At 43.2% G+C, this 24260-nt stretch carries 23 protein-coding genes and 1 pseudogene; 14 read left to right on the top strand and 10 right to left on the bottom strand.

What is annotated here, in order from left to right; translation table 11 throughout:
- Window positions 1–365: biliverdin-producing heme oxygenase (locus F6K51_RS27405; protein WP_293026079.1), on the top strand; the 365-nt coding region annotated here is incomplete at its 5' end.
- A 484-nt stretch (window positions 366–849) separates the two neighbouring features.
- Here F6K51_RS27405 and F6K51_RS27400 read toward each other — a convergent pair.
- Both F6K51_RS27400 and mfd read right to left on the bottom strand, forming a co-directional pair.
- Entirely contained in the window at window positions 850–1206 is a 357-nt protein-coding gene (locus tag F6K51_RS27400; protein ID WP_293026077.1) for a Mo-dependent nitrogenase C-terminal domain-containing protein, read from the bottom strand.
- A 715-nt stretch (window positions 1207–1921) separates the two neighbouring features.
- Window positions 1922–5668 (bottom strand): transcription-repair coupling factor, encoded by a 3747-nt coding sequence (mfd, locus tag F6K51_RS27395; protein ID WP_293026075.1) that lies wholly within the window; start codon window positions 5666–5668, stop codon window positions 1922–1924.
- A gap of 382 nt (window positions 5669–6050) precedes the next feature.
- Between mfd and F6K51_RS27390 the strand changes: the two genes are divergently transcribed.
- Window positions 6051–7007 (top strand): PleD family two-component system response regulator, encoded by a 957-nt coding sequence (locus tag F6K51_RS27390; RefSeq protein WP_293026073.1) that lies wholly within the window; start codon window positions 6051–6053, stop codon window positions 7005–7007.
- Between the two features lie 677 nt (window positions 7008–7684).
- On the top strand, window positions 7685–8050 hold the full coding sequence (locus tag F6K51_RS38625) for a pentapeptide repeat-containing protein (RefSeq protein ID WP_365940267.1): 366 nt from the start codon (window positions 7685–7687) through the stop codon (window positions 8048–8050).
- Here F6K51_RS38625 and menD read toward each other — a convergent pair.
- The 3 genes and pseudogenes from menD to F6K51_RS27375 form a co-directional block, all read right to left on the bottom strand.
- Window positions 8035–9117, bottom strand: a pseudogene (gene menD, locus F6K51_RS38620) (2-succinyl-5-enolpyruvyl-6-hydroxy-3-cyclohexene-1-carboxylic-acid synthase); the annotation flags it as partial. The gene F6K51_RS38625 and the pseudogene menD overlap by 16 nt on opposite strands.
- Window positions 9118–9223: 106 nt before the next feature.
- A complete protein-coding gene (gene menH / locus F6K51_RS27380) occupies window positions 9224–10009 on the bottom strand; it encodes a 2-succinyl-6-hydroxy-2,4-cyclohexadiene-1-carboxylate synthase (protein WP_293026069.1) in 786 nt (261 codons plus the stop codon).
- A gap of 82 nt (window positions 10010–10091) precedes the next feature.
- Complete coding sequence (locus F6K51_RS27375; protein WP_293026067.1) at window positions 10092–11540, bottom strand: isochorismate synthase; 1449 nt, start codon at window positions 11538–11540, stop codon at window positions 10092–10094.
- Window positions 11541–11577: 37 nt separating this feature from the next.
- Here F6K51_RS27375 and F6K51_RS27370 point away from each other — a divergent pair, with 37 nt between their 5' ends.
- Complete coding sequence (locus F6K51_RS27370; protein ID WP_293026065.1) at window positions 11578–11712, top strand: hypothetical protein; 135 nt, start codon at window positions 11578–11580, stop codon at window positions 11710–11712.
- Window positions 11713–12092: 380 nt separating this feature from the next.
- On the opposite strand, the gene F6K51_RS27365 is transcribed toward F6K51_RS27370, so the two are convergent.
- The gene (locus F6K51_RS27365) at window positions 12093–13184 is read right to left on the bottom strand and encodes a methyltransferase dimerization domain-containing protein (RefSeq protein ID WP_293026063.1); all 1092 of its coding nucleotides are present in this window, start codon (window positions 13182–13184) and stop codon (window positions 12093–12095) included.
- Between the two features lie 429 nt (window positions 13185–13613).
- Here F6K51_RS27365 and menA point away from each other — a divergent pair, with 429 nt between their 5' ends.
- The 7 genes from menA (at window position 13614) to F6K51_RS27330 (ending at window position 19846) form a co-directional block, all read left to right on the top strand.
- Window positions 13614–14525 carry a 2-carboxy-1,4-naphthoquinone phytyltransferase gene (gene menA / locus F6K51_RS27360; RefSeq protein WP_293026061.1) on the top strand — a complete coding sequence of 304 codons (912 nt, stop codon included), beginning with the start codon at window positions 13614–13616 and terminating at the stop codon, window positions 14523–14525.
- Between the two features lie 17 nt (window positions 14526–14542).
- Window positions 14543–15241: a bifunctional demethylmenaquinone methyltransferase/2-methoxy-6-polyprenyl-1,4-benzoquinol methylase UbiE gene (gene ubiE / locus F6K51_RS27355; RefSeq protein ID WP_293026059.1), complete on the top strand. Its 699-nt coding sequence runs from the start codon at window positions 14543–14545 to the stop codon at window positions 15239–15241.
- 202 nt (window positions 15242–15443) lie between these two features.
- Complete coding sequence (locus F6K51_RS27350; protein ID WP_293026057.1) at window positions 15444–16370, top strand: o-succinylbenzoate synthase; 927 nt, start codon at window positions 15444–15446, stop codon at window positions 16368–16370.
- A 10-nt stretch (window positions 16371–16380) separates the two neighbouring features.
- Complete coding sequence (locus F6K51_RS27345) at window positions 16381–16572, top strand: hypothetical protein (protein ID WP_293026055.1); 192 nt, start codon at window positions 16381–16383, stop codon at window positions 16570–16572.
- A gap of 91 nt (window positions 16573–16663) precedes the next feature.
- Window positions 16664–18151, top strand: coding sequence for a 2-succinylbenzoate--CoA ligase (locus F6K51_RS27340; RefSeq protein ID WP_293026053.1), 1488 nt, complete (start codon window positions 16664–16666; stop codon window positions 18149–18151).
- A gap of 151 nt (window positions 18152–18302) precedes the next feature.
- Entirely contained in the window at window positions 18303–19325 is a 1023-nt protein-coding gene (gene dusA / locus F6K51_RS27335; protein WP_293026051.1) for a tRNA dihydrouridine(20/20a) synthase DusA, read from the top strand.
- 398 nt (window positions 19326–19723) lie between these two features.
- Entirely contained in the window at window positions 19724–19846 is a 123-nt protein-coding gene (locus F6K51_RS27330; protein WP_293026049.1) for a hypothetical protein, read from the top strand.
- 11 nt (window positions 19847–19857) lie between these two features.
- On the opposite strand, the gene F6K51_RS27325 is transcribed toward F6K51_RS27330, so the two are convergent.
- The gene (locus F6K51_RS27325) at window positions 19858–20004 is read right to left on the bottom strand and encodes a hypothetical protein (RefSeq protein WP_293026047.1); all 147 of its coding nucleotides are present in this window, start codon (window positions 20002–20004) and stop codon (window positions 19858–19860) included.
- Window positions 20005–20161: 157 nt separating this feature from the next.
- Here F6K51_RS27325 and F6K51_RS27320 point away from each other — a divergent pair, with 157 nt between their 5' ends.
- Window positions 20162–21070 carry an Rpn family recombination-promoting nuclease/putative transposase gene (locus F6K51_RS27320; RefSeq protein ID WP_293026045.1) on the top strand — a complete coding sequence of 303 codons (909 nt, stop codon included), beginning with the start codon at window positions 20162–20164 and terminating at the stop codon, window positions 21068–21070.
- Between the two features lie 128 nt (window positions 21071–21198).
- Here the strand turns inward: F6K51_RS27320 and F6K51_RS27315 are convergent, their stop codons facing one another.
- Window positions 21199–21447 carry a hypothetical protein gene (locus F6K51_RS27315; protein WP_293026043.1) on the bottom strand — a complete coding sequence of 83 codons (249 nt, stop codon included), beginning with the start codon at window positions 21445–21447 and terminating at the stop codon, window positions 21199–21201.
- Between the two features lie 254 nt (window positions 21448–21701).
- Here F6K51_RS27315 and F6K51_RS27310 point away from each other — a divergent pair, with 254 nt between their 5' ends.
- On the top strand, window positions 21702–21962 hold the full coding sequence (locus F6K51_RS27310; RefSeq protein WP_293026041.1) for a hypothetical protein: 261 nt from the start codon (window positions 21702–21704) through the stop codon (window positions 21960–21962).
- 64 nt (window positions 21963–22026) lie between these two features.
- Here F6K51_RS27310 and F6K51_RS27305 read toward each other — a convergent pair whose 3' ends face one another.
- A complete protein-coding gene (locus tag F6K51_RS27305; protein ID WP_293026039.1) occupies window positions 22027–22776 on the bottom strand; it encodes an exosortase, PEP-CTERM interaction domain protein in 750 nt (249 codons plus the stop codon).
- 627 nt (window positions 22777–23403) lie between these two features.
- Between F6K51_RS27305 and F6K51_RS27300 the strand changes: the two genes are divergently transcribed.
- Window positions 23404–23895, top strand: coding sequence for a GUN4 domain-containing protein (locus F6K51_RS27300; protein ID WP_293026037.1), 492 nt, complete (start codon window positions 23404–23406; stop codon window positions 23893–23895).
- Here F6K51_RS27300 and F6K51_RS27295 read toward each other — a convergent pair.
- Entirely contained in the window at window positions 23864–24016 is a 153-nt protein-coding gene (locus F6K51_RS27295; RefSeq protein WP_293026035.1) for a hypothetical protein, read from the bottom strand. The genes F6K51_RS27300 and F6K51_RS27295 overlap by 32 nt on opposite strands.
- Window positions 24017–24260: the final 244 nt, after the last annotated feature.

Genomic DNA, 24260 nt, shown 5'->3' with positions numbered 1-24260 from the left:
AACTATTGGTTGCTCACTCCTACACCCGCTATCTAGGGGACTTATCTGGCGGACAAATTCTCAAAAAGATTGCCCAGCGCGGGATGAACTTATCAGATGGGCAAGGTACTGCTTTTTATGAATTCAAACAAATCCCTGATGAGAAGGGATTCAAGGCCAACTATCGGCAAGCCATGGATGAGCTACCCATTGATGATGCCACAGCGGATCGGATTGTGGAAGAAGCTAATGCCGCGTTTGGCATGAATATGAAGATGTTCCAGGAACTGGAGGGTAACCTGATTAAAGCCATTGGTATAATGCTATACAACACCCTTACCCGTCGTCGCGTTCGTGGTAGCACAGAACTAGCTACAGCTGAGTAAGCTTATTGCACAAACTGGGATTACCACCAAAGATCGGTGGCGACTAATCGCCTTAACTAGAAATTAAGGCGATTAGCTCTTATCTCCTGTGATTGATTAGTTATTAGTAGTTAGTAGTTTTGAGGTAAGCATTCAGCTGCCCTAGGCTGAATGGTTGCGTTTTGATTACTAACTACTAATTGGCAATCTAATGTTGCAAAATTTAAAAAATAATTAACATAAATATAACTGATCAGATTGAAATTCATAGCCTCTCTGTTTAGAATAGAAGGCGGAATACGTCAAACAAAGCTTTTCTGCTGTGGAGGAAGCCTTTTTTTTGGTTTAGGTCATTCACAAGTGTGAATACTAGCCGAAACAGAGAAGGTAATTATCCTGACATGATATAAGACCTGTTCGCGGTCGAAAGGCGTCTAACCAGCAGTCTCCTTTAAACTTAGAAGCCCCTTGCTCAGGATCAGTAGCAAGGGGTATTTTACCCCTCTCAAGCGTAAAATTCAATATCCTCCCCACACTGATCCACTAGGTAACAGAGGGCGCGGAAACGCAGGCTAGCTAATTGCTCGTAGAGAGGGTTGAGCTTACATAGGGGAGGGATGTGTAGTACTAAGTGACCGAAAAGTTTTAAATCCCGCTCAAAGGGACATTGACCAGGAATAATTTTGGACAGGAATCTAGCTAGGGTTTGATCTGTAATTTCTATGTGATCCAGCCATCGGCGCACAGGTTTGAGTAAATCAACACGTTTTTTGGGCAGTGGCTCAGGCGGAGTGAGACTGCTATTGAGATCAGCTACCTCTGAGAGGAGTGGATTGGTACTGTGCTTGTTGGTTCTGAACATGGCTATACACCTCTAAAATTAGTCAATAAAGTCCTCAGCTAAGGTATTCCGGTGGAATAGCTTTTACAGAGTTCTAGTTAAGTTCATGTAGTTCATGTAGGGTGGGCAGTGCACTAGACAGATAATGAAGCTTGCAAAGCTCGTTGGTAGGCACTGCCCACCCTACGATTAATGAAAATGGTGCAAGATCTCAGTTTTACAGAGTTCTAGTTAAGTAGGTAGACATCAAGTAATCAAACACGATTACTATTGAGCTGTATTGCCATATTGGCGGTAATTTATAAAAATTTATATAGTTAGAATTCATAGCATGTCCGGGAGTCTAGGTATTGTAAAGCTTTTGTGTAAGCATTCAGCTATCAGCCATTGGCCTAAGGCCAACGGCTGACAGCTGACGGCTGACAGCTGACGCTTTTGTAATTGGTAATTGGTAATTGGTAATTGGTAATTGGGATTACTCCCGAGCTATTACCTATTACCAAAAAGATAATCAACGATGAACACTACCAAAACAACCGGACATGAGCTCAATTGTTACCACTTAACTTATTAGGTAAGCTTTCAGATAAAAACTATAATAAATCTAGCTTTTTAATGGTTTTTTCACTATTAAAAAGCTAACAGCTTACCTTATTTCAAGCATAAAAATAGAATGGAAAGGTTTGGTAAAGGTTAAAAGAAGAAAGACCAATCAAACTATGAACTTTTGTTAAAACTAATTGGTTGACTGTTGACTGTTATAGGCATTAGGGATTGGGGATTCGGGTAACCCAACCACAGTAGGTTCTGGCAGTGCCCCTTGCATCTTACCTAACCATTCAATCAGGCTCTCTAGCTGTTTGTTGGTCTTGACTAGACCTAGACCACGAACTGTAACTTTACCAGGAGAATAGACAAAACGCGATCGCAAATGTTGGGGCAGGTTCTCTTGGAGTAACTTCCAGGCTGGTTCCTCCATGGGGGTTTCTAGGATAATGTGTTGTTTACCCTCAGGTCGAATTCGGGCAAATCCCAAAGACTTCCCTAACTGTTTTAGTTCCATCACCCGCAGTAATTGCTCTGCCACTGAGGGAATTGGACCATAGCGATCGCTCCAAGCTGCTGCGATCTGTGCTAACTCCTTCTGGGAGGCTGCTGCAGCTACTGCTCGATAAGCACTAATTTTTTGGTCTAAATCTGGAATATAGTCAGCGGGAATAAAGGCTGTGATCTGAAGGTCAATCTGGGTATCATCTACTTGAGGAATTTCTTGCCCTTGAATTTCCTTGATCGCTTCTTGCAGCATTTCCATGTAGAGGTCAAAGCCAATGGCTTCCATTTGACCGGATTGTTCTACACCTAGGAGATTCCCCACCCCTCGAATTTCCATATCCCGGGTTGCTAACAGATAACCTGACCCGAGTTGAGTGAACTCCTGAATTGCTCGTAAACGTTTCTTGGCTGCTTCTGAGAGTACCTTCTGGTTCGGATAAAGTAACCAAGCGTGGGCTTGAATCCCCGCCCGACCTACTCTTCCTCGCAATTGGTACAGTTGGGCAAGACCAAATTTGTGAGCATCTTCGATCAAAATGGTGTTGACTCTAGGAATATCGAGCCCAGATTCAATAATCGTAGTACACACTAGGATATCTGCCTCACCGTTGCTAAAGGTGAGCATAATTGACTCTAATTCGGCTGGGTCGAGCTGACCGTGAGCAATGGCGATTCTGGCCTCAAGGATCATTTCCCTGAGTTCCGCAGCAACTTCTTCAATCCCTTCAACCCGAGGTACGACATAGAATACCTGACCACCTCGGTCAAGTTCCATACGAATGGCGGTGCGGACAGCTTCTGGTTTATAGGGAGATAAGTGGGTTTTAATGGGACGCCGTAAGGGGGGTGGTGTAGTAATCAAACTCATTTCTCGTACCCCCGATAAGGACATATAGAGGGTACGGGGAATGGGAGTAGCGCTGAGGGTCAATACATCTACTTGAGTTTTGAAAGATTTAATTTTTTCCTTTTGGTTGACACCAAACCGCTGTTCTTCATCTATCACCAGCAGCCCTAACTCTCGAAACGTTACACTCTTCCCCAGTAACTGATGGGTACCTACCACCACATCTAACTCCCCAGTTTTCAGGCGTTGGAGAATATCACGCCTTTCCTGAGGGGTACGAAAGCGGTTGAGTAGACCGACATTGATGGGGTAGGGAGAAAACCGTTCTTTGATGGTATGATAATGCTGCTGAGTAAGGATAGTGGTCGGGGCAAGGAAAGCTACTTGCTTGTCAGAGGTGACAGCTTTAAAAATAGCCCGAATTGCCACTTCTGTTTTACCAAACCCCACATCCCCACAAACTAACCGATCCATAGGGCGATCGCTTTCTAAATCCCGTTTCACATCCTGTATCGCCTTGAGTTGGTCAGGAGTAGGTTGGTAGGGGAAAGAATCTTCTAATTCCTGCTGCCAAGGGGAATCCGGTGGAAAGCAATAACCGGACTGCTGTGCTCGCTGGGCATAGAGCTTCAGCAAATCCACCGCTACTTTCTTAATACTTTTACGGACACGATTTTTGGTTTTCTCCCAGGTTTTACCGGACATCTTGTGGAGTTGAGGCAAACCGGTACCTGTATGTCGAAACCGAGATAGTACCCCCAACTGATCCGCTGCCACCCGGAGCAAACCATCAGCGTACTTGATCACCAAATACTCGCGAGTTTCATTATTTATGCTTAATTTTTCCAGCTTGAGGAACTGACCGATCCCATGATTCTTGTGAACCACATAATCCCCTGGACGTAGCTTATTGGGGTCAACCTGTTGGGAGGCAGCACGGCGGCGCTTACGGATATAACTGGGAGTTGCCAAGGTATGCTGCCCAAAGAACTCCCGGTCTGTTACCACCACGATCCGGTAAGTAGGGAGGATAAATCCCTCTAGTTCTGCTAAGCCCGAATACTTGACTGCTACCGCTGTCCTCTGGAGATTTAATTTGTCAATAGCTGGGTAATCCCGAGGGTTGGGGACAAACTGGGCCGGACAATCATGTTCTTGGAGCAGGGCAACGGAACGACTAGGTTGGGCAGAAACCAGCCAAATAGAGAAACGGCGATCGCTTTGCTCTCGCAGTACTTCCGCTAGTTTGGCAAACTGGTGGGGTGTTACTGGTACAGAGCGGCTAGCCAGATTAACGGCATTTTGGCTAGTTTCTTCCACCAATTCTGACAAATACAGGATTGGTGGAAGGTTAGTAGGTTGTTCGCGAAGCGTGGCCTTTTGGCCAAGGTTATTAGGTTGAAGGTTAGTAGGTTGAAGGTTAGTAGGTTGAAGGTTAGTAGGTTGAAGGTTAGTAGGTTGTTCGCGTAGCGTGGCCTTTTGGCCAAGGTTTGAATCTTCAACCTGGAACTGGTTAACCTTCAACTCTAGAACATGATCAAAATAACGATGGAGACAGGGCAGGGAATGATTCAGTTCCTCTAATTGTTCTTGGGCATGTTCCACCCAGCGATCGCAATGGGCAGCACACTGTTCTGGTTCATCAATGACAATTAAAGTATTTTCTGGCAGGTAATCCAGTAGAGAGGCTGGCTGGTCAAAGGCAATACCCAAGAAACGGCGGCTACCCTCTAAAGACTGACCTCCCTCGAAAGATTCTTGCTCCTGAGGTGAGAGATAAGATTGGATTAGTTCAGCCTTTGAGGTTCTCAGCACTTGGCTAATAATGTGACCAAAATCCGTGGGGGTCAGCACGATGCCGTCAATTTTATCCAGGGAACGCTGGGTTGCGGGGTCAAACTCCCGCAACTGCTCTAACTCATCCCCGAACCATTCCAGCCGCACTGGCAATTCTAAAGCTACGGGGAAAACATCTACAATATCACCGCGCCGACTCCACTGACCTTCTGTTTCCACTAGGGGAACCCGTTCATAACCCAGCTGTGCTAACTTTTTATCAAGGTTTTTCCCATCCCAAGTCATGCCCTGGTTAAGGGTAAGGCAGTAGGGCTTAAAGGCATCGACAGGGGGCAAGTGGGGTTGGAGTGCTGCTTGAGTGGCAACAATCGCCATCCGATCAGTTGAAGGTTGAACCAACGAAGGTTGTAAGTCAGAACTTTCAACTGGCAACCTGTCAACCTTCAGGCTTTCGACCAAATCTGCCAATACTTGCATTTGTCCCCAGGTCATTTCCGACTCTGGGTCAAAGGGTTCATAGGGTGATGCTTCTGAGGTGGGGTATAAGTGGACTGTATCCCAACCCATGGCTTCCAGTTGGGTTGCCCAGCGACTTGCTTCTTCTAGGGTGCTACAGACTACGAATAGGAGGCGTTGGTCTGCCTTGGCCAGGGCTGATGCTACTAATCCCTTTGGCAAACGGGGAATACCATTCAGAGATAGATACTGTTGGCGATTTAGTTTCGTGAGTAGTTCACTGGTGAGAGGGGAGTGCTCTAGTGTCCGAATGATCGAGGAAAGTGCCATTAGTTCAGTGGGTACTTGACAATAGGGCTTCCAGGATAGCTGTTTCTCTCATTTTACTAGGAATAGCACTGCCTGGGAAAAATTGACTGTTGTTGAATAGGTTAACTTATCTCATTAGTGGCCTTACCACTGGATGCAGGAGTGTTTCCAAGTCCGTCGGTCTAGATTAATTGATATTGAATAAGCCAAAATCCTGTTTAGGTAAAGGATTCGGCTATAACAATTTCAGGGGTGACGACTTGATCGGAAGACTAATCTTTAGAAGATTTAATTTTCCTAGGTTAGATTAAACAGATATTGCCGAGCAAAATTCCCCTTAATTTCTAGACAAAATAACAAAGAGCTACCGTTCAGAAATACATGACTGACTCAAGCAGCAATAATGGATAATACTGACTTGAATAACTTTAAGAATAAAACTCCTCAGGTTCTCGTGGTTGATGATGAGAAGATCATGCGCTTGGTGCTACGTCGTAGCTTGACAAAGGAAGGATATAAAGTCATTGAAGCTAGCAACGGTGAGCAATGTCTGAATATCTGTGAGCAGCAATTGCCAGACATTGTGCTTTTAGATGCCAGAATGCCCATAATTGATGGGTTTACCTGCTGTGCTAAATTGAAGGATAACTTTGGTTCCGAATGTCCTCCTATACTAATGATTACAGCCCTCCATGATGAGGAATCTGTAGAACGAGCGTTTGAAGCCGGTGCAACCGATTATATAACTAAGCCAATTAACTGGGCAGTTTTGCGACGAAGAGTACATCGTTTGATTGAATCAAGTTGGACAATGAAACAGTTAAAAATCGCCAATAAAGAGTTGGAACGCCTGGCTACTATCGATGGCTTAACCCAAGTTGCCAACCGCCGAGCCTTTGACGAATATTTGAACAACGAATGGTCTCGACTGGCACGGGAAGAAAAGCCATTATCTTTAGTTTTGTGTGACATTGATTTTTTTAAGCTTTACAATGACACTTATGGACACCAATCAGGAGATGAGTGTCTTAAACAAGTTGCTCAAATCCTTGATCAAGCAGCAAAGCGTCCAGCGGATATGGTGGCTCGCTATGGGGGTGAGGAATTTGTGGTAATGTTGCCGAGTACTGATATACAAGGCGCTATTCAGGTAGCAGAAACCATTGAAACTAAACTCTACAAAAAGGCGATCCCTCATTCTGGTTCTCTGGTGAGTGACATTGTTACCGTCAGCCTAGGGTGTGCCAGTACTATTACCACAGGACAATCATCCCCATATAATTTATTATCCGAGGCTGATAAAGCGCTATATCATGCAAAAGTTTCCGGAAGAAATCGCATGGTTCATGTTAGTTATTAAAAACAAATCAGTAGTAATTATAATGAAAATAATCTTGACGCCAACTAGCATCTTTTCTACGGTCAGTGGGCAATTCTAACACTCTAATGCCTTGGCTAGGAAGTGGTTTTAAACGTTGCTTCAGCTGCTGCCATGATTGAATCAGCTGGTGCTCTACTCCATAACTCAGACACAACTGATAAAAATTGACATCTTGGGGTGTGGCAAAGAATTCTTCAAAGGGTGGGTCAAATTTGGCAATGGGCAACATCTCGAAAATGCCACCACCATTGTTATTAATTAAGATAATGGTTAAATGACCAACAAACTTGTTTTTAATTAGGAAACCATTGGTGTCATGCAAAAATGCTAAGTCACCCGTTAGCATCACACTGCTTTGATTACGATGAGCAATACCTAAAGCTGTTGATAAGGTACCATCAATCCCATTAGCGCCCCGATTAAACCAAGGTCGAATCCTGGTGTTACCAGGTTTCCAAAAGAACTCCACATCTCTGACTGGCATACTGTTAGCAATAAATAGAGGTGTTTCCGGTGGTAGACATTGGGACAGTAACCAAGCAGCTTTGCCTTCAAACAACTGACTCATTTTAGTCATTGTTTGATCAACCTTTGCCCTGACCTTCGCTTCAGCCTCACACCACTTTTGTAGGTAAGGTTGGGTTGCAGGTTGCAGGTTGGTATTGGTTGCAGGTTGCAGGTTATCTGGTTGCAGGTTATCTGGTTGCAGGTTATCTGGTTGCAGGTTATCAGCTTGCAGGTTATCAGCTTGCAGGTTATCAGCTTGCAGGTTATCAGGTTGCAGGTTATCAGGTTGCAGGTTAGAACCGTCAACCTTCAACGGTGGTGAACCTTGGCCAAAAGGCCACGCTTTCGCCGTAGGCGACGCTGCGCGAACGCGAACAACCTTCAACCTTTCAACCTTCAACCTTTCAACCTTCAACCTTTCAACCTTCAACAGTGGTGAACCGTCAACCTTCAACCTGTCAACCTTCAACTCCTTTACCCATATCCCCAGTTGTTCTACACTCATGCGCAGATGAGTTGTTTTGCCATGGAGGGGGTCGAGGTTGTGGTGGCTAGGGTCAATCACCCAACGTCGCGGTTGACATTTATCCAACCAAGCACGCAATTCTTTGCTAATCGGTAGTTCACCGATGTGAATAACCATTGTGGGTTTTAGCTGTTGCGCTAATCGTGGATTACGCAGGATCAAGTCATAGGTGGAAATTAGATCTCGGTTGAGGTCACAATAGTTTCTTACCGGTGAGAGCCCTTCTGCTAATACAGGCCATCTTAAGGTTTTGGACAAGGATGCGATCGCATTACAATAGTCTTTGGGATTTTGGGGTTGAGCTGGACCAGCGATAATAATTCCTTCCTGGGATTCTTGCCACTGTTCTAGGATTTTACCGGTTGCAGGTTCCAGGTTATAAGTTGTAGGTTGCAGGTTGTCAGTTACAGCTTGCTCTTGACAGTGAGCGAAGAATTCTTCTGGTTGTAATTGGGATTTTAATGGGTTAGTGGTTGTGTCGGGAATAGGTGGGAGAGGGTCACGGAAAGGTAGATTTAAGTGTACTGGACCAGGGGTAGGAAAATGTGTTAGTGGAGTGCTGCCAAAGGAGGCTCGCTCCCAAGCATGAACTACGGTTTGCCGTAGATAACGGAGCATACTGATATCAGCTTGAGGTACCGCTAGGGTACTTTGCCAGTTGGGATAGTTGCCGTATAATTTGATTTGGTCAATGGTTTGTCCGGAATGACAATCTTGGAGTTCTGGGGGACGGTCAGCAGTCAATACCAATAGTGGCACTCGGCTTTCTCTGGCTTCAATCACAGCGGGATAGAAATTAGCCCCAGCCGTGCCAGAGGTACAAACCAGTACAACTGGTTTTCCCGATTGTCGAGCAATGCCTAAGGCGAAAAAGCTGGCTGAACGTTCATCTAGAACTGGAATCGCCTCGATCTGTGGGTGTTGAGCAAACGCAACAGTTAGAGGGGTTGAGCGTGACCCTGGACAGATGATTGCTGTGGTCAATCCCAAGCGCTGTAGGGTTTCTACCAGTATGGAAGCCCAGAGGCTATTGGTGTTGCGAAAATCAATAGGCATTCAATTAGGTTAATCAACATTTTATTTGATTATTTTAAATGTTGATTCGGTTTTGTTGACAGTTGACGGTTGACTACCCTAATTCCTAATCGCTAATCCCTACTCCCTAAAAAAAATCTCTGACATTTTTAACAAATTCATTGACGTTCTCAAAATGGATGTTATGTCCACAATCAGCAATGACGTTTAACTTAGCTTCTGTACAACGTGTTACTATTTCTGAGTTAATCGATTTAAATTTATGATCATAGTCTCCGACTAGCAAAAGCAAAGGAACTTGATTATGTTGGAGTGATTCCCACAGAGATGGTTGGCATCCTGTACTCATATGACGCAGAGATTTAGCTAATTCCAGAGGGTTATTTTGTTGTCGAATCTTGATCATCTGTTCAAAGTTAGGGTGCTGCTTGAGGGAGCTGAACAGAGGCTGATTGTACCAATTTGATAAGAAGGTCAATAAATCCCCAGTTTCCAATTTTTCGGCAATTTGCCAATCTCGTTGACGACGCTTTAATTGTTCTTCTTCAGTCTTTAGCCCTGGAGATGCTGATTCGAGTAGTACTTTACTAAAACATTGGGGGAAATGAAGGGTCATGTAGAGAGCTAATCGACCTCCCATAGAATAGCCAACTAAAAAACATGGTTCAAAGTTTAACTGCTCTAGTAAGTTCTTTAAGGCGTGAGCAGTGTTTGGCATGGTGTAGCACTCATCCCCACCTAAAACTTTGGTTTTACCATGACCAGGTAAATCAACAGCTAGACAACAAAATTCCTCACAGAGTAATGATATTGCTTCATCAAATTCCTGGCTGCTACCCATGAATCCATGGCAAAAAAGAATCCGTGGTTGCTCTCGGTTTCCTCTTAACTCATAGTTAAATTGATATCCCATTTATCAAAACTAATTGTTATAATTCATAATAGCTAAATTATTGTAACTGATTATCCAACAGCAACCACCAATGAACACAGGGTTAAACTAAGGCTTTAAGAAGCACCATTAGCTTCAGGTTAATTTCCGCGAGTTCTTTATTGGGATCAGAGCCAGCAACAATTCCAGCACCAGCGTAGAGTCGAGCGTGATTACCTGCTATCAAAGCAGACCGAATCCCAACGATAAATTCACTATTACCTTGATAATCTATCCATCCGAGGGGAGCAGCATAAAGAGAACGGTCAAAGGTTTCGTAGTGTCGGATTTGCTCACAAGCAATTTTGGTAGGAACACCAGCCACTGCTGGAGTAGGATGCAATTTCGCTATAATATCTAGGGGATTGACATCAGCTGGTAATGCTGCTTTAATCGGAGTCCATAAATGCTGAATATTCGAGAGTTTCAGCAGTTGGGGAGATGGCGAAAAATCCAGTTCCAAACCCAGTTGACAAAGACGTTGGATAATAAATTCACTCACTGCGTTATGTTCACGTCTCTCTTTTTCACTACTAAGTAATTGGTTCGCCAAATCCGCATCTTCAGCTGGGGTTTTACCTCGTGGAGCAGACCCTGCTAAAGCATCCGTCTCTAACTGATGGTCGTAAATACTAATCAGACGTTCAGGACTAGCGCCAATAAAGTTTTTGCCTTTGCCGTTACTGATGGAAAAAATATAGCAATCTGGATAGTTATGGCGCAAATTGTCCAGAGAATCCACCAGACTAAAGGGTATTGGTGAGACCACATCCACGGCTTGGGAAAGGACAATTTTGCTAAATTGATTGGCTTGGATAGATTTTAAGGCTGATGAAACCGATAACTTGAAGTCTTTGGCTTTTTTTGAATCTTGCTTGAGAAATTGATGATGGTTAGCCTTACCAGTAAAACAGTAGAGCAGACGACCAGAAGAGCTGATTAGATTGAACTGCCGACCTAGGCTTTCGACCAGCCAATCCAGATTAACTTGAGAGTTGATTTCAAGATTAGCCACTACTACACATCGGCTTTGACAAAGTGAAATTTGCCAACGAGGTAGAAAAATAGTGGCAGATGGGAAAGGGTGGTTACTATTAAGCTGATCACCAAAAAACGTAAAGCTACAGAAGAAATGAGGTCCAGCCAATCGCTGCTGTATTTCACCACTAATTATGGTGTTAGCTAGACATGAGTCGATAAATTTTTGCGCTTTATAGAACCGTTGCTCACCAGCTAAATTAAGGTCAACAGCCGCATCAATAGCAACAATTGATTCTTGATTACTTCTATTTTCAAAATAGAAGTGTAGGGGCTCGGGGGTGGCGGCAAAAGGAGCGGCTCTATCCCGAATTGCCTGAAAAACCGCCAGTGGGTCGAGGGGGGGAATTTCTTGAGAAATACTGGCAATTTTTGCAATACCTTGTTTTTGAGATTTTTTCTGGCAAGCTAGTAGAAACTGATGTAACTCTTTATGCTCATGAAACAGCTTAGCAGGGCAGGGAATGACTGACATATATAGGCTTTCTTGAATTACAGGAGTGTTTACCTCAATGAACGACAACACAAACGCGATTGACCTTGGCCTTTGGGCCACGCTACGCGAATGGTCACGCTACGCGATCGCTCTTTACTACATATTTCTTAACTTGTATTTACATAACTTATTTAATTCACAGACTTTATAGTTACTAATGATCAATTATCAGCATGTTTGGCAATTAAGAAAAGCAGGGTAAGGGCAAAAATCAATAAATAGGCAGTATTATCGTAACTATTGACAAAATATTGCAAGAATTTTGATGCTCAAGGCTTACTATGGTTATAATCCTTGCTCTATTCTTGATGCAGTCGCTCATGGGGGGAACCCCCAAGACCGCGCTGCATCGCTATCACATTTTGGTTGAATTTTTATTGCCCTTACTCTAGAATTGCTCAGCATCATTCTTTTAATTTTAATGATGAGCCCTAGTTTTGGTAGTAAAAATTTTGCTTTGGATGACTAATCATTTATTGGGTCACTAGTCAAGACGGAAATCAAGGGGATACCAGTATAGATAATCCCTGATTAATTTTTCCAACCTACTACAAATAAAAAGCTGCCCTTTTGGGTAGACACCACTTCAGTTTTGATGAAGCCTACTTCTCTTAAGAGGTTAACAATTTTATCGGTAGAGTAAAGAGAGGGAGCTTTAACTCCGCCAATCAATAAATCCATTATTTCTAATTCTGGCAAAAATGATGGTGAAGGAACCAAACTGTCAGTGCTAGGTTCTAGGATAATCACCATACCCTTTGGTCTTAAAACCTGAAAAGATTTTTTGATAAACTGGCTACCATAATCGCTGTACGACAATTTTCTAAATAAGAAGACAATATCATATTCTTCTTTAGCACCCCACTGGTCAGACAAAGCGTTTCCTTCGGCAGATATAATAATCTCTTCCGGAGATTTAGGTAAAGGATACTTGCTTAAAAGTCGATCTAAAAAATCAATTTGATTTTCCAAGCCTGCCAGCACAAAGTCTACATCAGGCTTGCGTTCCAGTAGCTTGCCTATAAAGGTAATACCCACTTCGCCAGTAATAATTCTCTTAACCTGATCAAGAGGAATTTTAGTGAACAATTCTCGGGAGGGTTCTTTCAGATATTCGTTAGCAAATGCATAGTACTCATAAAGGGTTTCATCATTACCATTAAACAAATCCATCTGCTGATTTGAGCTGCCGGTTTGGATAGTTAAGTTTAATGATAACCAGGATGACCATGTCTGAGAGACTAGATTGTAATAATCTCCCAAATAACTTGGACTTTCTATAACTAAGTAATTCTTAGTCATTTGGGTATTAACATAGCCAAAACCTTGATTATGATTATTTTGGCTAATTTTGAGATAACCAAGACTCTCCAAAACCCTCAGCAATCGCTCAGTTGATATCAAATTAAGATTCAAATCCCTGGCTACTAAATTAGCAGAAACTCCGGGATGCTTGTGCAGATAATCAAAAACACCAAGTTTCACAGCTGACATAATAATTGCAGTGCGTTGGAAACTGGTGGCATCTGCCAGCATTTCTGCTCTTTCTAAGAGTCTGATTCGATTACCAATAACTTTGCTTAAGGTATTGATAGTTTCTGGTAAATACTTTTTGATTGCCAAGGCTAAGCCTACCAATTTAGATTGCAGTCCAAATCTTGGCTGTTTCGACTTGATATCTAGAGTATCCCTTTCTAGCACTCTTACATTACTGGTCATACTTTTTAGTCATACTTTTTAGGATTGATTACAAGACTTACAGGGTGCGTTATTAACGCACCCTACTACTTATAGAGTTTGGGGTTCAGTTTTGCGTAAGTCCTATAGTAATAGTAGTTTTTTTATCACTTTAGTTAAGATTTTGTCAATAAAATTTACATAAATTGACGTATTATCAATTCACGACCTTGATTGGGATTAATGGTATTCTGCTATTGCTGCCCCTTAACACCGTTGAAGACCATTTACCCAAGGCTTGAAGAGTCCCAGCAGTATTGGTTGATGGTTTGACGGTGAGCCTAGCACGACTTGCATTCATATTCCGTGACTATTATGACAACAAACACAATTAAAGCTCCTAACTCCAAACGGAAATTGTGGCTAGCAGCAATCAAGCCCCCCATGTATAGCGTGGCAATTATGTATGTTTGGGTGGCAGCTGCTGTGGCATGGTTTGAGACCAATCACTTCAATTGGACGATATTTTTGACCTTTGTCAGTGCTTCGATTCTGATTCTGGCTTGGGAGAATCTGAGTAACGATGTGTTTGACTCTGAGACTGGGATTGATACAAACAAACCTCACTCGATAGTCAACCTGACGGGAAACAAATCCTTGATTTTTTGGCTAGGGAACCTGTGTTTAGGACTGGGTATCCTTGGTATGCTACTGATCTGCTGGTGGCAGCAAGACTTAACAGTGATGGCGTTAGTACTCCTATGCTGCAGCCTTGGCTATATGTACCAAGGACCTCCCTTTCGCCTGGGCTACCAAGGTCTAGGAGAGATTCTGGTCTTTTTGAGCTTTGGTCCGTTAGGTATGTCAGCTGCCTACTACAGTCAAACCCAGAGTTGGTCTGTCACTAACCTGGCGGCATCGATAATTGTGGGTCTGGCGACTACGTTAATTCTATTTTGCTCCCATTTTCACCAAGTAAAGGATGATATAGCAGCTGGGAAGCGATCGCCTATTGTTCGCCTTGGCACCAAAAGGGGTGCTAAACTGTTGCCCTGGATTTGTGGTAGCCTATTTGCTGCTACTGCTGGGTTTGTGATCATGGGGCTATTCCCCATATCGACATTACTCAGTTTGGTAGGATTGCCTTTTGCTATCAAGCTTTGCCGCCATGTTAACGCTAATTACAACCAACCGGAAAAGGTGAGTAATTGTAAGTTTATTGCCGTAGCGCTACATTTTTGGAGTGGACTCTTGTTGGGTGTCGGTTTCTTAATTAACCTTAATTAACCTTAATTGAACGAATCATGTCAGACCAATCCCAGGCGATTCAGGGAATTTTTGATAATATCTCTTCTAACTATGACCAGCTAAATGACTGGATCAGTTGGGGTCAGCATCGAATTTGGAAGCTGATGACGGTTAAATGGGCTGAACCTAAGCCAGGAGATACCTGTGTTGACCTGTGTTGTGGCAGTGGAGACCTGACTCGACTATTAGCGGAGAAAGTAGGCACTCAAGGAAAGGTGTATGGAGTCGATTTTGCTCCCCAGATGTTAGCGATCGCAAAACAAAAATCCTCTGAACCACAGATTGACTGGGTAGAGGCGGATGTTTTAGATTTACCATTTGCTGACAATACCTTTGACGGAGCAACTATGGGATATGGATTACGTAATGTCGTAGATATCCCCAAGAGCCTAAAGGAAATTTACCGTATTCTTAAACCAGGGGCTAAAGCAGCAATTCTTGACTTTCACTTACCGTCTCAGGCTCTGTTTCGACAGTTTCAACAGTGGTATATGGAAACTATTGTTGTTCCCCTAGCCAGTCAGCAAGGACTTGAGGAAGAGTATGCCTATATCTGGCCTAGTGTACAGCGATTCCCCCGTGGTCCGGAGCAAGAATCTTTAGCACGGCAAGTAGGTTTTCGTGCAACTCACTACCCGATTGTTGGCGGAACCTTAGGAGTATTGGTATTAACTAAACCTAGAAGTGTTGAATAGGGAATAGGGAATAGGGAATAGGGAATAGGGAATCGGGAATCGGGATGCAGCGCAATAGCAATTAGCAATTACAGCGTTTTTCATAACTATTAGGTACACAGGATTTTTTACCTATTCCCTCTTACCTGTTCCCTGTTAGCTGTTCCCTGTTCCCTAAAACCCAGGAATTTGTACCTCACCCAATTGCAAACCGCCGTAATAAATGACCAACTATAAGTTCAAGTTTCACCCATACCAGCGTCCCTTTAAACATCCCCTGTCTACCAGTCATGGCCAATGGACAGTCAGAGAAGGTATCATTCTTAGCCTTAGTGATGAAATAGGGAACATTGGCTGGGGTGAAATTGCTCCTATCCCTTGGTTTGGTTCGGAAACTCTGGAACAAGCCTTTAATTTTTGCGAGCAATTACCTCAGGAGATTACTACAGAGGAGATTTTCGCCATTCCTGCTGAACTACCTTGCTGTCAATTTGGGTTTGAATCGGCTTGGGAGCTAGTGATGGGCAAAGGACTTTCTACAAAAGACTTTGAACAAAGCAAACAACACTACAGTTACTTGTTGCCGAGTTATGAAGCAGCAAAACAGTCCTGGGAAGCTCCCTGGAATCAGGGATACCGAAGCTTTAAATGGAAAATTGGTATTGCTCCGATTGAGGATGAAGTCAAGATAGTTAAGGAGTTGGTTGAAGCAATACCTGCTTCTGGCCAATTGCGTTTGGATGCCAATGGGGGATTGACTAAACAAGAAGCTGAGCAGTGGCTGATGGTATGTGACACCATTGGAGCGGTTGAGTTTATCGAACAGCCCCTACCTCCAGAGCAGTTCGATGTGATGTTGGAGATGAGCCACAACTATTCGACTGCGATCGCATTAGATGAATCGGTGGCAACCCTTGACCAACTTGAACAGTGTTACCAGCGGGGATGGCGAGGCATTTTTGTGATTAAAGCTGCGATCGCAGGTTCTCGGAAACGACTACGGCAGTTTTACCAAACCTATCCAATTGATACCGTCTTTTCATCCGCCTTGGAAACTACCATTGGTCAACAAGCGGTTCTCCAGTTAGCCGCAGAACTCTCTGACTTCAAGCGCGCTGTAGGTTTTGGTGTCAACCATTGGTTTGATTAAGGTTTAAGAGATGGTTGAAAGTTGGAATGTTGAAGGTTGGAATGTTGAAGGTTTGATGGTTGAAGGTTTGATGGTTGAAGGTTTGATGGTTGAAGGTTTGATGGTTGAAGGTTTGATGGTTGAAGGTTTGATGGTTGAAGGTTTGATGGTTGAAGGTTTGATGGTTGAAGGTTTGATGGTTTTTAGGTTATTGGGTTTTTAGGTTATTGGGTTATTTGGTTATTGGGTTATTTGGTTAGATGATTGAAGGTTGGAATGTTTAAAGTTATTGGGTGTTAAGGTTATTTGGTTAGATGGTTGAAGCTTTAAAGAGCAAATATCGGCAAGATTCATACGTCCAGCAGCCCCTAAGCTATGTCCAACAACGTTCTGGTGAACAATGGCTGATTGGCTATGACAGTCAGCAACTTAACCAACTCATTGAGCAATACTGTCAGCAATTCTCCCAACTTTCCCAGGAAAAAGCACCGAAAATTCTTTTAGTAGAGCAAAGTCCTCTTAAATTTATCGCCGCTTTCCTAGCTGCTGTTTCCAGTAATTGTCATGTATTCTTAGGGAATCCCTACTGGGTAAAACCAGAATGGCAACAAGTCCTTAACCAAATCCATCCCGATCTAATTATCGGAGAATTAGCCAGTATCATTGAGCCATCAACACTCAATAATAAACACTCAACACTCAATAATCAATATTCAATAATCAATAATCCGCCCTCAGCACTCATTATGATTCCTACAGGGGGCTCATCTGGCAAAATCCGCTTTGCGATTCACACTTGGGAAACCTTAATGGCATCAGTAGCAGGGTTTCATCAGTATTTTGGGAACAAGCCAGTGAATTCCTTTTGTGTCTTGCCTCTTTATCATGTCAGTGGTTTGATGCAGTTTATGCGATCGCTTACTACAGGCGGACGTATGGTAATTTTGCCCTTCAAAGCCTTGAAAGCTGGGGAAGGACGAGACATTGATCCCAAAGAATTTTTTATCTCTCTGGTACCGACTCAACTAGCCAAGCTCATCAACCAAGATGCGGCTGACTGGTTATCCCGCTTTCGGACAGTCTTGTTAGGCGGTGCTCCGGCTTGGGAATCCCTATTAACACAAGCAAAACAGTATCATATTCCTTTAGCTCTTACCTATGGCATGACCGAAACCGCTTCTGGTGTAGTCACCCTTAAACCTGAGGATTTCCTCAGTGGTAACAGTGGTAACAATAGTTGTGGTCAGGTGTTACCCCATGCTAAGGTGACCATTCGCAATGGTAATGGAGAAATTCTCAAGGCTAATCAAACTGGTGTGATTACTATTGAAGCAAAGTCCTTATTCCATGGCTACTATAGCCCTAGCAAAAATCTTGCCCTAGAGTCTGAGGTAAGTAAATTTCCCAACAGACTCCAAACGCTACAATCGGACGATTTAGGCTATTTCGATCAACAGGGTTACTTATATACTGTTGGCCGTCGCAGTAACAAAATTATTACCGGTGGTGAAAATGTGTTTCCCGCTGAGGTAGAACAGGTAATTCGTGGCACAGGGCTCGTCAGTGATGTTTGTGTGATTGGCTTACCCGATGACTATTGGGGTCAAGTGGTAACCGCTGTTTTTGTGCCTAGTTCCGATCAGGTTTCTGTTGCGATGGTGCAACAAAAGGTAGAGGGGAATTTGAGTAAATTCAAGTGTCCTAAGGATTGGGTGGCGGTAGAATCTTTACCGCGCAATGGTCAAGGAAAATTGAATTATCAGCAAGTGAAAGTTATCGCGCGTGATTGTTTAAGTAATTGAAACTCAACGAAATCAATTAGGTCAATCTAAATTGCTAGGCTGGGGATACGGCGGTTTGCATAACTATCAGGTACACAGGATTGTTTTTCCACTTCCGACTTCCCTGCTCCCTGCTCCCTGCTCCCTGCTCCCTAAGTAACTGCCTCAACCCATGACTGCTCCGAGTACAGCTATTTCACCCGAATCACTTCCAACTGAATCCAAAATTATTAGTAGCGGTTATCCCTTAAGTATTGCGCCAATGATGGATCGCACTGACCGCCACTATCGCTATTTCATGCGCCAGATTACACGACGGACATTACTCTACACCGAAATGGTCACCAGTGCAGCAATTCTTCATGGCGATCGCAAACGCTTGCTAGGCTTTTCCCCACAAGAGAAACCCCTAGTCTTACAAGTTGGTGGTGACACTCCCAGTGACTTAGCTGAATGCGCCCGAATTGCTGAAGCTATGGACTATGACCAGATTAATCTCAACGTTGGTTGTCCCAGTAGTCGAGTGCAAAATGGCAATTTTGGAGCTTGTTTGATGGCGCAGCCTGAACAGGTAGCACGCTGTGTAGAGGCAATGGTTAAAGTAGTGAACATACCCGTTACTGTCAAGCACCGTATCGGTATTGATCACCTTGACCGCTATGAAGACATGGCTAATTTTGTTCGCATTGTCTCAGATGCCGGTTGTCAGCATTTTACTGTACATGCTCGCAAGGCTTGGCTACAGGGTTTGAGTCCAAAAGAGAATCGCAACGTCCCACCCTTACGTTACAGTGACGTCCATCGTCTCAAGCAGGAGTTACCTGACTTATTCGTGGAAATTAATGGTGGATTCACTAGTCTTGAACAAGTGCAAGAACAACGGCAGTATGTCGATGGGGTAATGATTGGGCGTGCAGCTTACGACAATCCCTATCTGTTTGCCAAAGCTGATTGTGATATCTATAGCGATAGATTTATACCCCCAACTCGCCATCAGGTTGTCGAAGCTATGTTTTCCTATATTGATCACTGGGTAGCCAAGGGTTTTAAGCTTAACAAAATTACCAGACATATGCTGCAATTATTTGCAGGGCAACCAGGTAGTAGAGCTTGGAAACGTCATCTAACTGAAAATTCCTGCTTGGTTGGTGTTGGTTCTGATGTCGTTCGCGAAGCTTTAGCTAAAATTCCTTAGGTTGACACTCCCCGCCCTGGAAGGACGGGGATTCTTGCTTCAACGGGGTGACTTGTTTAACCAGGCCGGAGCCAGGAAAAATAGAGGTCTCCTCTCCACAAGCGTATTTGGTCTATGACCTAGGTTTCGGTGTGCCCCACCGTACCTTTTCAAAATTTACTTAAATAGATACTTTTTTTATCTAAATTTTTCATAGACGTTTAAGTCGTTAGACCAAATTACGCAATATGTATCTGAGACATATTTTTCACGTTGCCTACTTATGGTTAGATAGTATCTATTTAGTTTAAAAGTCTATTGTTTATGCTTTTATAATAGCACACCTGGTACACATTATCAAGGGCATTGTTTTTTAAAAAAAGCCGTCGAACGAAGGACGGGGCTTTAGACCCCTTTTTTTGGTAAGCATACAGCGGTCAGCGGTCAGCTATCAGCGGTCAGCGGTCAGCGGTCAGCGGTCAGCGGTCAGCGGTCAGCGGTCAGCGGTCAGCGGTCAGCTTTGTGGCACAGGCTGCGTGTGACTTTACTCAGATTAAACAAATGGTTTGAGCAAAGGGAACAGGGAACAGGGAACAGGGAGTAGGGAACTTCGGATCAGAATTCTATCAATTCCTACACGGATTGCTATAGCTGACGGCTGATAGCTGACCGCTGATAGCTGAAGGTTTTTTATTGCCATATATCCGATTTTATAGCATTAAGTATATTTGTACTATTATAGTATATAATAATCATAACCTTAATAGTAGTATTAGCGGATTTAGGGACAAAATTATGATCTGAGTCAGATTTTATATTTCAAAGGCCACCCACCTATAAATAATAAATAATTAACCATGAGATTTATCAGCCCCAAAACCGACTTTGCTTTTAAGAAAATCTTTGGTTCCTCTGAGAGTAAAGAAGTTCTGATCAGCTTTCTAAATGCTTTGATATATCAAGGAGAATCTAGGATAAATAATTTAGATATCATTGACCCATACAATGCTGGCTATACTACGGAATTAAAGGATACCTACCTGGATGTCAAGGCGATTCTAAATGACGGCTCCACGGTAATTATTGAAATGCAAGTGTTAAATGTCCCGGTTTTTGATGAACGAGTAATCTATAATCTCGCCAAAACCTATGGCAATCAATTAAAATCTGGGGAAAGGTCTTCTAAACGTAAGCCGGTGATTGCTTTAACGATTACCGACTTCACCATGTTTGAGGAAACCGACCGATACCTAACTCGTTTTGTATTTAAAGAAGAGCAAAAAAACTTTATCTACCGAAACGAACACCTAACCATGGTGTTTGTGGAACTGCCGAAATTTTCCCGGTCTTTAGAACACTTAGAAACGGCATCGGAGAAATGGATATATTTTATGAAGGAAGCCCCAAATTTAGAAGCAATTCCCGATACCTTATCAGAAATCCCGGAAATTGCTCAGGCGCTAACCATAGCTAATCAAGCGAATATGAGTAGAAAAGACTTGGAGGAATTACACAAACGAGAAGTATTTATGGAAGACCGCAAAGGTGAAATTCGTCAAGCTCTCGAACAAGGCCGGGAAGAAGGGAGATTATTAATGCAGGGACTGATATCCCGTCAACTGGAAGGTAAACTTGGTGCAATACCCTCAGAAATTCTAGAAGGAATTCAACAATTATCTCTAGAACAATTAGAAGGTTTAGGAGTTGCTATGGCAGATTTTACCAGCTCCGTAGATTTGTCGAATTGGTTGCGGAATAACCAATGATATAGCGCTACGCGCAAGTCAGAAGTTAGAAGTCAGAAGTCAAAAGTTTTTGCCTATTAAGTAGGGTGGGAAAATTATAGGATCTAGAATTATCAAAAGAACTAAACGGTTTTTGCCCACCCTACAAGCTATTTAGTAAAATCTTTTGATCTCCAATTGATAATTCCATCCCAATCCTCTTCCTCAACGAGGGAAGTGACCAAATCTCCCAAAGTTCTACCTTTACCGGCAATGGAAGCTGAGGGAGTCCGGCGCAATACTTTTGGTTCACTATCCGAAAGAATTGTCACAATTACACGAGCTTTGGATACTTTTGGTGCATCTGTTAACCATTGAAGTTGACCATTTTCGATAATAGCTTCATAACTTTGAAGCATTGCTCTCTCCTGGTTTAAAAGCTAATGTTGGATAGGAATACAAAGCATTTCTCTATCTCCAAAATTAGCAAGAATATATATAGCGTTTATTGCATTTATGAGGTACGCTTATCAAGGTCAAAGTCCCCCTTAAAAAGGGGGACCAACGGGGGATCACTTTGTACCTCATGGGAAAGAGAATTGCTATAGGAATTTTTGGCCGGATCCCATGGCTTGATCATAACACCAAAAACTAGGCGTTGCTTAATAATGGAATGATTTTAAGAGTGAGGTGGAATAGGCATCTTGCCGTAGAATGGGCATCAGGCGTGGAACTGGCATCTTGCGTAGAACTGGCATCTTGTGTAGAACTGGCATCTTGCCAGTTTCATGCTTATTTTCGCGCGGGCAGGATGCCCACTCTACTCCTATTCATTCAAAGACTGACGCAACGTCAAAAACTATTCGGATGGGTGGTGCGTTACGGGACCGGCTGTTGCAAGCGCGAAGAGGCTCAAAAGCAAACCCATCCCTAACCCACCACTAGCAACTTCCCACCCTCCCGACTCCCTACTCCCTACTCCCTACTCCCTAGTTCCCTTAAAACAGACTAGAACCGATACTTCTCTTAACCACTAATCCTAAGCCCAGAAAGCCCAGAGCCAGTAGACCCTGAGACGACATCGGTTCAGGCACTGGCACTGCCAGAGGCAGTGGACCATTACCTGTCCCGGATTGGGTATCATTCTTAGCCGTGAACCTCCCAAATGGACCAATGGGGGGTTGTGTGGTTTGCCAAAAGAAGGAGATGGTTTCTGGAGTGTCGGAATTAGTACTCCAATCTGATCCACCGACAACACTCCAAACTAGACTGCCATCTTGATCAAGCTTTATGGAAAACTCCCCACTCGAACCCAGTGCCTGCTTCGCTTCCCCAAAGCTATAGCCCGCAACTCCTGTAAAGCCTTCAGCTTTGAACTCCAACCCGAACTGATTGACATCATCAAACCGAAGTAAACCATCCGGTTGAGGGAAGGGGGGATCGTTAGGAAAGTCTACACCAGGGGTAACTTTGTGTATATAAGTGTAGATGGTTCCCGCTGGATTTTGGGGCGGCACACAAGTTAGAAAACCAACAGGACAAGAAACGCTACTGGTCAAGTCCCCCAGGCTGTTTCCGTCACCATTGATCAGGGATGCATCTACTGTCGGACCCACTGGTCCTGTGATGGTTGCTCCCAGGGTAAGATCGTCAAGGTTGATCGGGGTAATCGACGCAGCACTAACCCCTTTTGCGGAAAGATCGAAAACGCTAATTGCGATCAATGCGATCGCTAGTTTACTAGTCATGATTATTTTCTCTCAGTAAAGTTTTAAAGTAAGCATTAGCTGATAGCTTACAACTGTAGTTATCTATTTCAAGGTGATGGCTGATTTTTATTGCCAGGGGTATTTTATATATAAATCCAGCAAGCTTTAGAACATTTAAGGAAAATTCATTAAACTCTGAATTATGTAAATGTTTAGTAAAGGGAATCGGGAGTCGGGAGTCGGGAATCGGGAATCGGGAATCGGGGGCAAATTTGTGTAATTAATAAGTATTAATATTGCTAAATATTAAGATATTTGCATCTAACAAAACGATATATAAAGTTATGCGTTGCTATTTGATTGATTCGCTTTTTTTTTTTATCAAAAATAAAATTAAACTTTAAAAAAAATCAAAATATTGAAAATTCAAGGGGAAGTGTGCGGAGGGTGGAAAGTGTGGGTAATTTGGTAATTTTATTACTAGATCCAGTTTTAAATTAGATCATGAAACCCAATTCTGAGTTATCATAACATCAAAAAATCCTAGGTTTTATTTCCTACTATTCCCGACTCCCGACTCCCGACTCCCGATTCCCGATTCCCTACTCCCCACTCCCTACTCCCTACTCCCTACTCCCTACTCCCTACTCCCTACTCCTTAAACTTATGACTAATCTAAAAATAGACTACACAAACCTTAAGACCTTATTGATGGAAGTGCATTGGAAAGCTGCTGATGTGGAAACCCAAAAAATTGTATTATCCATAGCTAAAACCCTTAGACAACAGCAAAACGCTAGTAAAAAAGACCAAGAATGGCTTCAAGGGTTGAATTATCTCAGAGAATCAGACCTACTACAGTTTCCCTGCGACGATTTGCTAACACTTAATCAGCTTTGGGAGCACTATAGTCAAGGTCATTTTGGATTTAGAGTACAGTCTCAACTGTGGCAGCAAGTTAGTCAAGATTATAATCAATTCGCCGATCTAGTAGGATGGCGCAAAGGTGATGCCGATTCTTGGCATTCTTATTCTCACTTAACCTTTAGTTTAGACGCTCCTAAAGGTCACTTGCCCGCTGCTATATTTTATGCCGAAGAATCCCCTATTGGTTGGGCAGCAACTATTAAAAATAGATGTGATGAATGTTTTTTATAGAACGAGGGAGTCGGGAATCGGGAATCGGGAGTCGGGAATCGGGAATCGGGAATCGGGAATCGGGAGTCGGGAATCGGGAATCGGGAATCGGGAATCGGGAATCGACTATAGCAATCCTCATAGTAATGAGCTAAACAGAATTTTTTCCCACGTCCAACTTTCCTCTTCTTTCTTCCCTAGGGCGTGTTTTCAAAGTTTTCCGCAAGATTATGATCCCCCCCAGCCCCCCTTAAAAAAGGCTATCCATTAGGCAAAAGTAGTCGAAACGGTGATAGAGACTAGGATGTAGAAGCAAGTTGTGAACCTTCAAACAAATGGTAGAAGGTCGTTTGCCCTCGCCAGAGAGTTTTCAGGCCAGGTTCACC

Source organism: Moorena sp. SIO3I8 (genome assembly GCF_010692325.1).
Classification (GTDB): domain Bacteria; phylum Cyanobacteriota; class Cyanobacteriia; order Cyanobacteriales; family Coleofasciculaceae; genus Moorena.
The sequence above is the reverse complement of the archived record's forward strand: the minus strand, read 5'-3'. Positions and strand labels throughout refer to the sequence as shown.